Below are 15,847 nucleotides of genomic sequence, written 5' to 3' on the forward strand. Positions count from 1 at the left end.
TAGAAGGCCTATTAAGTTTACCCTTTTTTAGCTAGAATTGATTGAAATATTTATTAGTGATTTTAAATTTTACTATTGACAATTCTTAGCTGGACTTTTCAACATCAACCATATAATCTATTATATTTATCGGCATATCAGTGAAAAAAATTAGATTATTATGTATAATAAGTTCAAGAGAAATACTTTTTTTGCCGATAAATATAATTAGACTTAATAAATGAGACAAGGGGTGGAATATGTGAATTATAGAGGTGTCAAGCTGAAAAAAATAACTTCATATATGATATTATTCTGTTTATTATTTAATGGATTAGCGTTTAACATACCAATTAGTTATGCTCAATCAAGAGCAAAGGTTGCTATAACTAATGTATTTACAAACTTTAGAAGAACTGAAAAAAGGATTACTATAGACGATGAATCTATAAAAGACTATGAAAATAAAAAATTAGAAGTCCAAACACATGACAATAAATGGCATACTCCTAGAAACATCAATTTAGTAGGGCAGTCCATAATAGAAGCTGAATTAGACCCTCAATTAATAATAATGAATGCATTAATTGCAGGAAGGGTTTTAGAAGGGGACCCACCAGTTTACAAAAACGAAGAAACTAGGTACTCAAATATAAACGAGAAGGGAATCCCAGAGATAACAAATGTAGATAAACCCATAGTAAAGATTAACGAACCCATAATCCTAAACGGAAAAGACAATATAGGGCAATTGAAAGATGATAAATACATTATAACAGTGGGTGGAGTAGAAGCCAATGTAGAGTATATTTCTGGGAAAAATCAAGTTAAATTAACCCCGAAGGCAGGCCAATTTCCTGGTGGAATCAGGGATATAGTGGTAAGGAGCATAGATACATTAGAAAATTATGACTTGGAAACCACTTCAGTATATAAAAATGCTATCCATATAACTGGTGAACTTGGCATAGAAGGTGTAACTATGTTTCCTACAATGGGAGAACCTGGTTCTAAAGTTACATTTAGAAGAAGTACCTTCCCTAGCCAAGAAGGATATGATATTTATTTTATTAAGGATATAGATAATCCAGAATTTACCGAAGAAAATATGGCAAAAAACCAGAGTATAAGTTTACCCCATGATAATGCTAAAGAAACTGTAATAACTGTAGAAGTACCGAATTTAAGACCTGGTCCTTATTATGTAGTATTTGCTAATAAAGAATCTCAAAAATATGGAATAGATAGTACTTATATTTTACCCCAACAATATCAAGTGGTTACTATATCTCAAAAGCCTACTATAGATAGTGTTCAACCAGACAAAGCTCCTTCAATGACGCCGACAATAGTTGAGATAAAAGGAAATTTCTTTACAAAACACAATATTTCGGGATTTAGTCCTAATGGAGATTTAAAACCAAAAGATATAACAAGGAAGGATAAGGAAATAAGTATAGATTATGGCTCTGGTAAGCTAAAGTTACCAGATGAAACAGGAAAAACTGTAGAACATGATGTAAATGTAGAAAGAAAAATTGAAGTGGATATAGGAAGAGTGCTAGATATAGAAGATTTTAATTGCAATTTAAACGACAATAGAGACCCAAATACTTTCAAAGTTAAAACAGATAGTTTTAACTTAACAGAATCCCAGATAGAAGATGTAATCATAAGGGTTACTACTACTATTACGGGAAGTGAATTTAGTGCCCAAATGGAGCAAGAGATTACAGTTAGAAACGGATTTACTTATTATCCACCAACAGAGGTACCTAATGTAAGGGAGGTAGTACCAAGCGTAGTACCTATTGAAGAAATAGATGGTTCATTTTACTTAGATAGTAGTATGGAAAGGCTCTTGTTATCCATAGAGGGAGAAAACTTCTTAGTCACTCGCTATGTTGACGAAAATGGAGTAGAAAGGGTGAATTTTCCAAAGGTTACCATAGGTGGAGTAGTTATAAATCCAAATGAGAATAAAACCGAGGGAGAACATAAACCACTAAAATATGAAGTATTAAATAATGGCATTGTTGTAGATGGAACCTTAGGTAACGAAATAGGTAACAGGATATTAATTGAATTAAAAGCTGGTAAAGAAGGTTTTACAGTTGAAAACAAGGATAGCAAAAATGTCCATATAAATAATCCTAATAGGCAAAGCAAAGATTTTGCTATTACAGACTGGATATTTGAAGACAAAGTCAGATTCGAACTAATAAACAAGAACAACTTCCCAGTTATAGACAATGTTAGACCTAGCTTAGTGTCTATAGACGGTGGTGAAGATATAACGGTTACAGGTTCAAACTTTAGACCAGGGGCCAAGGTATATATAGAAAATAGGTTAGTTTCAGGTGTAAATATTTCGGGAGATGGGAAGGTTATAACCTTTAAAGCCCCAACTGGCTCTAGACCTGGGGAGACATTACTTCAGGTAATTAATCCAGAGGGGGGAATAGCAACTCATGTATTTACCTATACTCAGACCTATACAGAACCAAAGTTAACTTATATAAATCCTAAAGAAGGAACTACAAATACTTTAGTGACGGTAAAGGGTGAGAACTTTTTAGCTCCTGACCCTACTATAGTAATTAACAATATTGAAAATGTAGATGAGTTTTTAATATACAGGCTTATAGGTACCAGAATATTTATGGACGGTCATGATATCAATGAATACAATAGAGGAGAGCAAAACAGGATAAAGTTAGAGCGATTTGCTGTAGGGGAAATATTTAAATATGGCTCTACAGATAAAAAAGTTACTTTAGGAGAAAGTTATGATTCTACCATATTATATGATGAGACTAACAATAAATTCTATAGTATAGTTAGAGATGTAAGAAACGACTATTATATAGAAGGTGGAGAAGGTATACGATACAAGATATGGTACGTTGATGGTAAATTTAAAGCCAATAACTATGATATATACATGACCCAAGATGGAATTTTAAAATTTAATGGTCTAGAACTAAAAGCCTATACTCCATTTAAAATTCAAGGAAAGAAGATAATAGGAAATAGGGTACAATTTATTGATTCTAATACTTTAACCTTCAGAGTACCCAACTTAAACATGTCTCCTTGGACAGGGGAAGGCAGATATGATGTATCTGTAGTTAATCCAGATACAAAGAAACAGACTATTAAAGATGGGTTTTATTTCTATGCATCATCTAGTACTAGACCTATTATTGAAGATGTAATTCCTGATAGAGGACCAGAAAAAGGAGGCAATATAATCCACATAATAGGTCCAGAACCAAATCCAAAGGATGAAGATGATAACAAGATTGGCTTTATGGACACAGGAGTAGAAAAGACCCAAGTATTTATAGGAGGACAAAAAGTACCAGATGAAGATGTAACCATATTACCAGGCGGTAGAAAGATGGAGGTAAAAGTTCCTCCAACTGTAGAGAATATTAAAGAAAAAGGTACTGATCGAATAACAGTTCCTCTGGTATTGGTAAACCCCGATGGTGGAACCTTTAGTATATCTTATGAAAACCCTATAGAAGTAGATAGGAAGAGTGGGGAAGATAATATAAAGAAAACCATTAGAGGATATACCTATTTAGTACCTACTAGTAATCCTAAGATTACGGAAACTCACCCAAAAGAAGGTTCGGCAGCAGGAGGCTATATATTAGAAATATTTGGATCAGATTTTAGGGATTTTGAACCTTTTGTAGATACTGATGGAGATGGAGTATATAGGGATGGTATGCCTTATGATGATATAGATGGAAACGGAAGCTACACCCATAAGGCTCCTAATGATAAAGCTAAATCAAAATATAATCCAGAATATGAATACTTAACATCACCTATATTGCCAAAGGTATATTTTGGCACAAAGGAAGGGGAAATAGTAGAATTTGGAACTGGGTATTTACAGGTGATAGTTCCGCCAAACAATCCAGGGCCTGTAGATTTATATGTAGTAAATAACGACTCGGGCATATCCAATAAAGTAAGGTTTAATTATCTTTCTTCAGACCCAAGAATAAACAGTGTAGTACCCAATGTAGGAAACGTTAGAGGCGGAGAAAAAGTAGATATTCATGGAGAAAATCTTGAAAATAATAAAATTACTCTAGTCAAAAAGGATAGTGCTAATAATTCAATAAAAGAAGTTAAGCATATGCCATTAGTTAGATTTGGGAATAATTCAAATGAAGATTTGCCAAGAGAACATTCTAACAGTGGAGTTATACGATCCAATAGAGCAAGAGTAAAACTTGATGGTGGGATAGAAATAACATATGATGCCTTAGGAAAGACAATAACTGCTACTTTAGAAGAAAATGATATAAAATATACCAACACCTACCAAGATTATGATGGCGAAGAAATATTTATAAATACTAAGGACTTAAAAAATGGAGATGAAAATTATCCCTACGAACAATTAATAAGGTTAGAGGTAAATACAAACAGACTTCTTGTGTCTGGAAATTATGCTACTAATACCCAATTTAGAAACAACACTCATGTAGTCATTACTACACCGGCATATTATAAAATAGGTAGAACACCTATATTTATAATAAATCCCGACAAAGGTAAAGGGGAAGGAGAATTTGAGTTTAAATATCCAGATAGCAACCCCAAGATTACCAATATTACAAAAGAAGGTGGAGAAGAGCCAGTACTAGAAGATAGAGAAGAGATTAATGGAAAGGCTAAAGTTTTAAAAGTGGACTATAAAGGTGGAAATATAGTAACTATTCATGGTACTGATTTTAGAGAAAATGCAATTATTAAAATATCTGATTTGTTAACTATTACAGAAAAGGATATAGAATATAGATTACCAAATGAATTAACCTTTATAATGCCTTCAGTTCCGGCAGGAGAAGCCAATAAGCTTCACAGAGTAGTAGTTGAAAACAAGGATGGAGGCACTGCTTCATCTGATATGAATGAGCCCCCAATATATATAGAGTTTGTTATAGGGGAATCTAATCCTGAAGTATATACTATAGAACCAGTTAAGGGGCCAGCAACAGGAGGTACTAAAGCTAAAATAACAGGAGCAGACTTCAGGAATGAGATGGAGAAACACCCAGCAGGGAAGTTAAAAGTATATTTTGGAGATGCCAAAGTAAATGATAAGGATATAGGATTTATTGACTACAAAACCCTAGAGGTAATAGCCCCTAGCTCTAATACGTTAGGGCCAGTACAAGTGAGGATAGAAAACCCGGATGGATCCATATCCCAAGGGGATATTACTTTCACCTATATATCCAAACCAAGAATAGACGATATAAATCCTAAAAAGCTATTTACCAACGACACAGAAACAGAGGTAACCATTACAGGAAGCCAATTTATGTCAGGAGCTAAGGTGATTGTAGGAGGAAAGGTAATCCCTATTAGAGAATTGAAAAATGATATGGATGTAAAAGGCCAAGGGATTACAGGAGTAGATCCTCAAGGGAACAATAGAGAAGTTGCCGTCATAGATGGAATGGAAGCAGCTAGTGTTACTGTGGTAAGCGATAATGAAATAAAGGTAAGGTTTAATCAAGGTACAGATTTAGAAAATACCAGCATAATCATTATAAACCCAGACGGAGGAGTATCCGATCCCTATAATGATTTTAAATATGAAAAACCTGTACCATTAAAACCAATGGTATTGGAAGCTATACCAGGCTATGAATCTACTGTAATGTTGATTTGGAATGAATCGGATCCTGATTTATTAAACAGGGCTACTAAATATGAAATATATGGTAGAAAGGCTACGGAAAGTACTAATACTTTCATAGGTACTACCACCGATGCAGAGTATCTAATAAAAGGTTTAGAACCAAATACAGAATATGTATTTCTAGTAAGAGCCTTAAATGAACACGGTGCAGCTTTAGATTTTGCAGAAGTTAAGATAAGGACTTTAAGTACCCAAGAAGACTATAAACAAAGGGAGAAGGAAGAAAAGCTTAAAGAAGAACAGAAGAAGTTAATAGAAAAGGGTAAGGAAGAAATAAAAGGGAATAAAATAATCAAAACTTTAGGAACAGAGGATATTAAAAACAAGGTGGGGAATTTAGATTTTAATCAATCTAAGTATAAGAATACTACAGAAATTGTAATAAATATACCATTAGCCTTAGCAAGAACTGATTCCACATTGAATATTAAATATGGGGAACTACAGATGAGCATTAATCCAAAGGATCTATATACCTATAGGGTTTCAGTTATGGACCAAGGGGATAAGGATTCTAACCTTCAAATTCATATAAAGAGACAAGGCGAATCCCATATTCCGAGAGGGAAGAAGATTGCTTCCAGAGCCTATGATTTCCATTTTGGATTCCAAAGGGGTAAAGATATTATGGATATAGACAAACTATTAAGAACTGGAAAGCTAACCTTAAACCTAGACACCATAATCTATAACAATGCCAAAAATGTAGCCCTATATAAATTTGACATACCCACTGGAAAATATGTTAAAATATCCAATAATAGGACTACTTCTTTTAATGGTAAAGGAAAATATATACTGTTATCAGATAGATAGATTAGGGCGACCAAAGGTCGCCCAATTATGAATTGTGAATTGAATAAAAAGGAGAAAAAGCCTATGAATAGAAAAATTGCAATCTTACTATCGTTTATATTCATATTTAATATTGTAATGCCTATTAGTATAATTGAAGCCCAAGGTGTAAACTATACCGATATAAACAAACATTGGGCTAAAGGGGAAATAATAGAGGTATCTGCCCTAGGCTATATGGAAGGCAGTAAAGGGAAATTTTATCCTAATCGCCATCTAAACTATGGAGAAATCCTCACCATAGCCATTAGAGCCTTAGGGAAAGAAGGAGAAGCCCAAACTATAGAACCAAAGAACCATTTAAAAGGCATATACCAAATTGCCTATGATTTAGAACTAATAGAAGGGGAAAATAAAGATCAATTATCCCCTAGCCCAAATACTAAAGTAACTAGAGAAGAAGCAGCTAATATATTAGGTAGAGCTTTAGGCATAGAACCGCCTTTAGGTCACAATATAAAGGAAGCTAAAAAATTTAACGATTATAATAAAATAGCCCACCACCGACTACCTTATGTAGAGCTAGTCTTACAAAAAGGCTATATGAAAGGTAGAAATGCTAAGGTGTTAGATCCGAAGGGATATATTACTAGGGGAGAATTTGCTAAAATTCTTTCCAATGCCAATGATGATTTAATCCATCATAGAAATATAACTAAAAAGGTAGGTCAAGTATCCAATATTGAATTAGGTAATATTACCATATATAACACGGATAGCACTAGCAATATATTAGGTTATAAAGGTAAAAATACTTTTCCAGTCCAGAAAAATAAAACCTTATATAAAAGTGACATAATTAAATTTGGAGATTTTATTACCTATTATATAGATTCTAATGGAAAAGCATTATATGGAGAAATAAATACTCAAAAAGAATTTATCATAGAAGGTACCATTAGAGAAATTAATATTGAAGATAGAGAGATTACAGTATGGGATTTTAATGATAAACTTCATAGATTAAAACTAGACCCTTACATAAATATAGATGAACTATATTTTGAACAGGAAGTAGCTATAACCACTAAAGGTGGACAGGTGATCAAATTGACTACCTTCAATGAAATAGATCCAGAAAGGGATGGGTATATAATTCCTGGAACTAGATTTAGGGTTGGTACAGTATTATTTGTATCTAAAGATGAAATCGAAATAACAACTAATGAAGGCAGAGAAAAATTCCAAATAGATCCAATGTATACTACTATATATAAAAGCAATCAGAGGATAGAGTTATTTCAGGTAAAGGAAGGGGATAGGGTACTCCTTACCTTTGATGATATATATTCACCTCAAGTAGCAGAAATAAAAGTAGAAGATGAAGAAAAACATATTGGAGGAGTGTTAAAAGGGAAAATTCAATTGGTAGATGAAAGGAATAAGGAAGTTATAATATCTGAACCCTATGAACTATACCAAGGGAAATGGGTACCATCCTCTAAATCCAACCAAAGAATTAAACTAGGTACTGGTAGTATCTATGAAGGAGGACGGAAAACAACCCTTCAAGGACTCAATAAGAGAAAGGGAGAGGAAGCCTATATTGCCTATGAAAATGCTTATGGGAATATGAGTATATCAAAAATGTTATTAAAATCTGGATCGTCTATGGAATATAAGGATAGAGTTCAGGATATAGACTATGGTACTGGACAGATGGTAGTAGATACCAATTCCTTTAATTATCATGAAGGAACTATAGTCATTAAGGATAATAGGCTAGTAGATCCATTAAACTTAGACCTAAATCAAAATATATACCTTGTCTCCGATTATAGGTATGGCAGCCGAGGAGCTAGCGTCGTATCCATAGAGGACTCAGGTATAATAGATGATAGAATAGATGGTACTAAACTACTGGTCTATAAAGGAAAGATAGAAGATATATTGGATTACAAATTAGAACTAGGAAGATATAATTATAGAATGGACAAGCAAATACTAACATCCTCTGGATTTAAATCCAATTCAGGGTCTGAAGAATTTACTTTAACTTTAGATACATTAATATATGATAGCCAACTGGAAAAACAAATTCCAACTAAATCCTTCTTAGATTCTAGACATATAGATTTAATCGATATAAAAGATAGGGATTTAAGGAATAGAATAGAAAAAGAATATTATAAAAACAAACCAGCTTATTTAATAGCAAAAGAAACCCCTTATGGAAAAGAAGTATTGGCAATTAATCTAATACCTCAAGATTTAATTAGATATAATCAAACCATAACCTTAGACCACAGTACCTTAGGAGAAATTGGAGAAATAAATATTGACGAAAATACTTTAACCCTAATTAAGACTAGAAACTATAACAACCTAACTGGTCGATGGGACTATGGCAAGGATGAAGAATTAAACTTAAACAAAGCAGTAATCCTAATAAACGACAAACCACTAAGCCTAGATGAATTATATAAACTTAAAAAAGGTAGCCAAGCTTATGTAGTAAAACACAATGCTTCATCAATAGATATACCTTATATATTGTTGATAGAAACCCCCTAAGGGAACTCTACTTTTATCAACATTCTGTACTGAATCTGTTAGTAGATTGTGAATTGTGAATTATAAATTTTAGGTTATTCACAATTCACAATTCAAAATTTGCGTAAAGCACACGGGAGGTATAAACCAATGCAAAATCGAGTAGTAGCACTAATATTAATCCTGACCCTACTATTAGCATCCCCTTCTTTAGCAGTAGAACTACCAGGCTACGAAGGAGGAATAAATAACGAAAACAATTATAAAGAAGTAATATTTATTACAGGAGAACCTATAGAATTAGAGGGGACTTTAAAGATAAGTATAAAAGAGCGAAATAGAAGAGGGGTCCAAGAAAAAACCTATACCTATACCTATGATCTAAACAATTTAAAACTAGGAGCCACATTAAAGCGAAACATTAAGTTAACAGAAACCTTTGAAACCAATGGAAAACAAACTACCTCTTTAAAAACTCTAGATAAATATACGGAGAACTTTAGAATAGATGGGAAGACCTATCAAGTAAAAACGGAAGACTATCAATGGAACCAAGGCCAAGTACTTCATGAAACAGGATTATTAGAATACTATGCAGGAGATTGGTCAGCCAGAAAAACCTACAATGTAGATAGAGGAGCAGAAACAGTAACAGTTCAAACCATAGGAAGTTTGGTAGGCTATGACAGCCCTTGGTCTGCTACCCAAACCCAGACCCTAGAGCATATAATAGAATATCAAAACAAACTTGAAGATAACAATACCTGGGAAGGAACCGCCCTAGTAGAGGCTTCTTATAATAAAACTAAAGACTATAATTATGTAGACAATGTGCCTAATCAAATATCCTTTAAAGGTGGATTCATGCTAACGGAAAAACATGATAATGTACTTAAATACTCTTATAATCTCCCTAGGGCAAATGGAGTAGGAAGAAATATGGGACAAAACTCCATGAGTATAGATACTAACCCAATAATAACCAGATTGAATATACCAGCATTAAGGGATATAAGGGGACTAGCTTCTGAAAAGGATATATTATTAGTAGCTAGTATGGATGGTTTTTCCTTAACAGCAACAAATTTAGGACCTTCTACAGCAGTAAGTAGAGGAGACTTTGCCAAAGCTTTAGCTAATACCATGGATATAGAATTGCCAGTAGAAGAAGATACCAGAAGTAGAAGGAGTAGGAGAAACAAAGAAGAAGAAAAATTAAGATATATAGATGTACCTAAAACCCATAGAAACTATTCCTATATAGAAGGAGTATCTAATAGAAATATTATGGTAGGAGTAGGAAAAGGTCGATTTGAACCAGATAGAGAATTAACCAAAGCAGAAGCTACTACTATATTGATTAGACTTTTAGGCTTCCAAAACCAAGCCCCAATAGGCAACTATTCCACTGGATTTAAAGATGATTCTAGTATTCCTTCTTGGGCAAAAGACCATGTATATATGGCAAAAGAATTAAATATAGTTCCAAAATCAGAATACTTCTATCCAAATAGACCTATTACCAAAGAAGAAACAGCTACATTATTAGTGAACTTTATTAACTATCTACAGGATCAATTAAAATATGATTATAGGGAAAATGTACTAAACTAATAAATTAGGGGGAAGTTAAAAATGGATAAAAACAAAAGAAATATAAAAAAGATTGTAGCATTTGTACTAGCACTATCCATACTATTAACACCCATAATATCCATAGGAGAGTCGGTTTACGACCTAGACTATTTTGTTCAAATAATGGATTTAATCCAGAGAAACTATGCCTATGAAATAGAGGAAGCTCAACTATTAGAAGGTGCCATCAAAGGCTTGTTTCAAAATCTAGATAAAAATAGTGAGTACTACACTGAAGAAGAATTCCAAACCCTATTAGAAGAACTTTCAGGTGATTTTGTTGGAATAGGGGTATATATTAAAGAAGAAAAAGGCTCCATAATAATAACAGAACCAATAAAGGGAAGCCCAGCTGACAAAGCAGGTATGAAACCAGGGGACAAGCTAATTTCTGTAGATGGTGAAGATGTAAAAGACAAATCCTTAGAAGAGGTAATTAGCTTAATTAAAGGCAAAGCAGATACCACTGTCAAAATAGGTGTTAGAAGACAACAGAAAAATATCTATATGAATATAAAAAGAGCAGAAATCCAGATAAATTCTGTAGAATACAATATATTGGATAATAAAATTGGCTATATAAAGATAAGCCAATTCAATCCTCATACCTATGAAAACCTAGTATCTGCCTTAAAGAAACTTGACAATGAAGATATTTCCAATATAATAATAGACCTAAGGGACAACCCTGGTGGACTTTTGGGAGAAGTAGTAGAGATACTAAACCTTTTCATCCCAGAAGGACCTGTAGTTCATGTAAAATATAGAGAAGATGTGGAACAAACCTATTACTCTACATTGAAAAAAACTAAATACAACCTAGCAGTCCTAGTAAACGAGAACTCAGCTTCAGCATCAGAAATATTTGCAGGAGCAGTACAGGACTCAAAAGTTGGGACAATCCTAGGGGTCCCCACCTATGGTAAAGGAACAGTCCAACAGATAATTCCTTTACTCAATGGAGACGGAATGAAGCTAACCATAGCCGAATACTTAACACCCAATAGAATAAATATAAACGGAAAGGGAATCCAGCCAGATATAATAGTAAAGAACAAAAACGAAAACAAGGATTTGCAATTACAAAAAGCAATAGAAATGCTGTCTAAGTGACCACGAAGCTAGACTCCAACAATTGTGCATTGTAAACTGGGAACTGTGAATTGAAATAGATTTGTAACACAATTGTAATGGTAAATCACCCTTTTCTAGTGTATAATGATAACAGGTCGAGAGGAAATCCTCTCACCAATATTACAATTAGATTACATTAGCATTTAACTTGTTGACCAACTAACTTGTTAATGCTATAATACTTTATAGACTGCAAATAATACATATATTTGCATTTATAAAGACAAAATTTTAATAAAAATTTAAAGGAGGTCTTTGAAAAATGAAGAGAAAACTATCACTACTATTAGCAGTAGTAATGATTCTAGGAAGCTTCTCATTTGCATTTGCAGATGATGACTTTGATGTACCAGCATTCCTAGAAAAAGAAGGCATTCTTAAAGGTAACACTAAAGGCGATCTAATGTTAGATGAGCCACTTTTAAGAAAAGACGCAGTAGTATTATTGGCTAGACTATTAAAAGCTGAAGATGAGGCAGAAGCTTTTGAAAAAGAAGGTCTACCAACATTTAACGACCTAGCAGGAAATCCATATTACAATGCATTCCTAGCTTGGGCAGAAGATAATGGTTACTTTACAGGTAAACCAGACGGAAGTTTTGGATACGAAGACAACTTAGAAGCTGTAGAATATGCACTTGTTCTATTAAGAGCTTTAGGCTATGTAAACGAAGACAAAGCTGATGAATGGGAAAAAGCATGGGACACAGCTAAAGAATTAGGCTTATTAGAAGATGTAAAAGCTGAAAGAAGAGAAGAAATCCTAAGAAAAGAAGTTGCTCAAATGACATTTAACGCTCTTGGCGTTACTATGAAAGACAGCGACAAAACATTAGCTGAATTCTTAGGAATTACAATGCCAGAACCAGGCGAATTAAAAGTGGAAAAAGTTTACACTGAAAACTTAAAAGAAATAGTTGTTGAACTATCAAATGCTAAATTAGCAGATAAAGAAAAACTAGAAGATGTTAACAACTATAGATTAACTAATTACAGAGTTCAAAAAGCTACCGTAGAAGGAAACAAAGTAATCTTATTATTAGCTAACACATATGATGAAGATGGAAACTTAATTAAAGAAGATCATTTAATAAAAGGTAGAAAATACGATTTAGTAATAAGAGGTATAGATAAAGATGTAAATGGCAAGTATGAATTTACAGCAAGTGACAATAGCATACCTGTAGTAGAAGATGTAGTAGTTCTTGGGGAATACGGAATTAAAGTAGTAACATCAGAACCAGTTAAAAGACCATTAGAAAGAAATTTCTTAATTGATGGTAAAAATGTAGCTATGGAAGTTGAACAATATGGTAGAAATATAATTTTAACACCATATTACAAAGTAAGCTTCCCAGAAAATGCTGAAACATTAACTGTTAAAGAACTAGTAGACTTTGATGGTTATAGAACGGTTGAAAAAGATTTTGATATAGAAATAGTTAAAGACGAAGTAGCACCAGAAGTAGTAGATGTTATAGCAAAGGGGAACAAAGTAGAAGTAATATTTGATAAAGATATTTACAAAGATTCAGTAGCAGAATACTATAGCAGATCTTCTGTAGGAAACATTTCCTATGAATCTGGAAGACATAATATATATGCAACAGATGCAAAAAAAGTAGATACAAACAGAGCAGTTTATACTTTTAAAGATGAACTACCAAGAAGGACAGATGTAACTATAGTAGATGTAATGAACCACTCAAAAGTTGAGATGGAAAAAACTACTATGGAAGCTAGAGTAATCTTAGATTATACAGAACCAGAAATAATCGATACAAAAGTTACAACTGATCCAAGTGGAACAGCTACAATAAAATTATACTTCGATAAAGATGTTACAGGTAGTTTTAAAGATGATTCAACTACAGAATTTGTAGCTAAAGATCACTTCGCTCTATATGTAAGAGAAGTAGTAAGAAGAAATGAATTAGATCCTGAAAAAGACTTTACATTTGAATCAGCTAAGTATGATGGAGATAGAAGAGATGTTGTTGTTGTTGAATTATCAGGTCTAAAAGTAAACAACAGAGATAGAGACTATGACTATATTTTAGAAGTAGTAAACTTTGTAGATGCATCATCAGCAAGGAACAAAATGTATAGAGATTATGTTGATTTTGATGTTAAGGCTGCAAAAAGCCCATTCAGAGTTTTAAAAGTAACTCATAAGATATTAAGCAATGGCGATGCTGAAGTTTATATAGAATTAAACAAAGCAGTAGACAGGGAGAGAGCAGAAACAGAATTTGCTAACTATCTATTTACAATAGATGGAAGGAAATATGATGTTAAAGATTTAGATGGTAAAGTAATTGTTGATAGAAATGGTAAGAGAATAACATTAGTTATACCAGAATTTGACAAAGACAATACTACAACGTTAGAAATATTAGAAACATTAAAGGATAAAGATGGAGCAAGATTAGCAGAAGCAGTAACATATGATTTCGATAAAGGATTAGTAACAGGATTAGATGTTACAGGTGGTAGTGTAAAATTAGAAGATGGTAAATATGTGGTAACACCAAGTGCTAGTGCTGGAACATTAGAAATAAAAACAAACTTTGAAGTAACTATAGTAATTAATGGAAACGTAGCAAAAGCAATAGTAAATGCTCCAAATGCACATCTTGAAATAGACAAAGATGTTATTGTTGATGAATTAGTTATTGAAGCAATTAGTAGCCAATCAGTAGAAATAAAAGGTACAGTTAAAAAATTAGTAGTAGCAACAACTAGTCCAGTAAGAGTTTATGGTGAAGTAGTAGGTATGGAAATAGTTACTACAAAAAATGAAGCTGTAGTAAATGTATCCAAAAAGGCTACAGATAAACCATTAAAGGTAGAATTAGAAAAAGGTGTAGAAAAAGTAATTACAGAAAAAGATGGAGAGTTAAGTGAAGATTTAACAGAAGACCAAAAAGATGAGCAAAGAAAGGAAGAAGCATTTAAAAATGCAAGAATGGCAATAGCAGCTGTAAAACCTGTTACAGAATTAAAAGACATACCAGAAGCTAAAAATCTAGTAGAAGCTGCATATGAAGCTATAGAAACGGCTAAAACAGAAGGTGTTGAAGAAGTAGAAATTAAAAAAGTTGGTAACTATGGAATATACGCAGAAACAAAAGCATTATTAGAAGGAATTGAAAACGAAGAAGGTGATGTAGATTATGATGCAGTATTAAACACAGATCATGAAGATGAAAATATTAGAGATTACTACTTTATAAAAGTAACTGTAACAGGTAAATTAGATAAAGATAGTATTGAAGCAATATACGCAGTTAATAGTGAAAAATATCTAGATCCTGATACTGATACAGTATTATGGTTCAGAGTTGCTCATAAAGATGATATAGAAACTCCACTACACGAAGAGGGAACATACACATATTTAGTAAAAGATAAACATGGAAAAATTTATAGCTTTACACATGAATTCATATTTGAACATGTAAACTTTCCAGGTGCAGATTCAGAATAAAATTAATAAGAAATAGGCTCTTTGTCAATATTTGGGGTGGGATTTTCTTAAATCCCGCTCCATTACTATTTTTACCCTTATTTTTGTGTTATGATTGAGATGGATAGAATTACATGTATTTTGGGCACACTTAAATAAACCTAGCTAAAATGTAGGCTTCTTACAGGTATTCACTTTTAGAAGTTTAGCTTGTACAGTGAAGTATTCTATTACGAAATCTATAAAAGTTTTTAAGTCCAAAGGATATTCGTTTTAATACTTTGATTTTATTGTTGAAACCTTCGGTTGGGCCATTAGTATAACCATATTTAAAGGCATTTTTAATTTCCTTATGCCATCTTCTATATGTAGCTGCACATTTTTCAAACTCTGGTATTCCAGAGCTTTCTGCATTTTGAATCCACTTAGCTAATTCCCTACATTGGTACTTTCCAGTCTCTGCATTCCCCTTAAACTCATCAATACATAGAACCTTAGGTAGTGTAGGAGTACCATAATTAACATGATTAAAGATACGAATAACA

At 32.9% G+C, this 15,847-nt stretch carries 6 protein-coding genes; 5 read left to right on the forward strand and 1 reads right to left on the reverse strand.

Annotation, left to right across the window (positions count from 1 at the left end):
• Positions 1-241: 241 nt before the first annotated feature.
• The 5 genes from C3E89_RS00660 (at position 242) to C3E89_RS00680 (ending at position 15,323) form a co-directional block, all read left to right on the forward strand.
• Positions 242-6,532, forward strand: coding sequence for an IPT/TIG domain-containing protein (locus C3E89_RS00660; RefSeq protein WP_236910582.1), 6,291 nt, complete (start codon positions 242-244; stop codon positions 6,530-6,532).
• A gap of 63 nt (positions 6,533-6,595) precedes the next feature.
• A complete protein-coding gene (locus C3E89_RS00665; protein WP_236910583.1) occupies positions 6,596-9,085 on the forward strand; it encodes an S-layer homology domain-containing protein in 2,490 nt (829 codons plus the stop codon).
• 129 nt (positions 9,086-9,214) lie between these two features.
• Positions 9,215-10,678, forward strand: coding sequence for an S-layer homology domain-containing protein (locus C3E89_RS00670; protein WP_236910584.1), 1,464 nt, complete (start codon positions 9,215-9,217; stop codon positions 10,676-10,678).
• A 21-nt stretch (positions 10,679-10,699) separates the two neighbouring features.
• On the forward strand, positions 10,700-11,812 hold the full coding sequence (locus tag C3E89_RS00675) for a S41 family peptidase (protein WP_236910585.1): 1,113 nt from the start codon (positions 10,700-10,702) through the stop codon (positions 11,810-11,812).
• Positions 11,813-12,095: 283 nt separating this feature from the next.
• Entirely contained in the window at positions 12,096-15,323 is a 3,228-nt protein-coding gene (locus tag C3E89_RS00680; RefSeq protein WP_236910586.1) for a hypothetical protein, read from the forward strand.
• 184 nt (positions 15,324-15,507) lie between these two features.
• Here the strand turns inward: C3E89_RS00680 and C3E89_RS00685 are convergent.
• The coding region (locus C3E89_RS00685; RefSeq protein ID WP_236910587.1) for a transposase at positions 15,508-15,847 on the reverse strand (340 nt) is incomplete at its 5' end.

The organism is Clostridium sp. Cult1 (assembly GCF_021655095.1).
Lineage (GTDB): Bacteria > Bacillota > Clostridia > Tissierellales > Tepidimicrobiaceae > Schnuerera.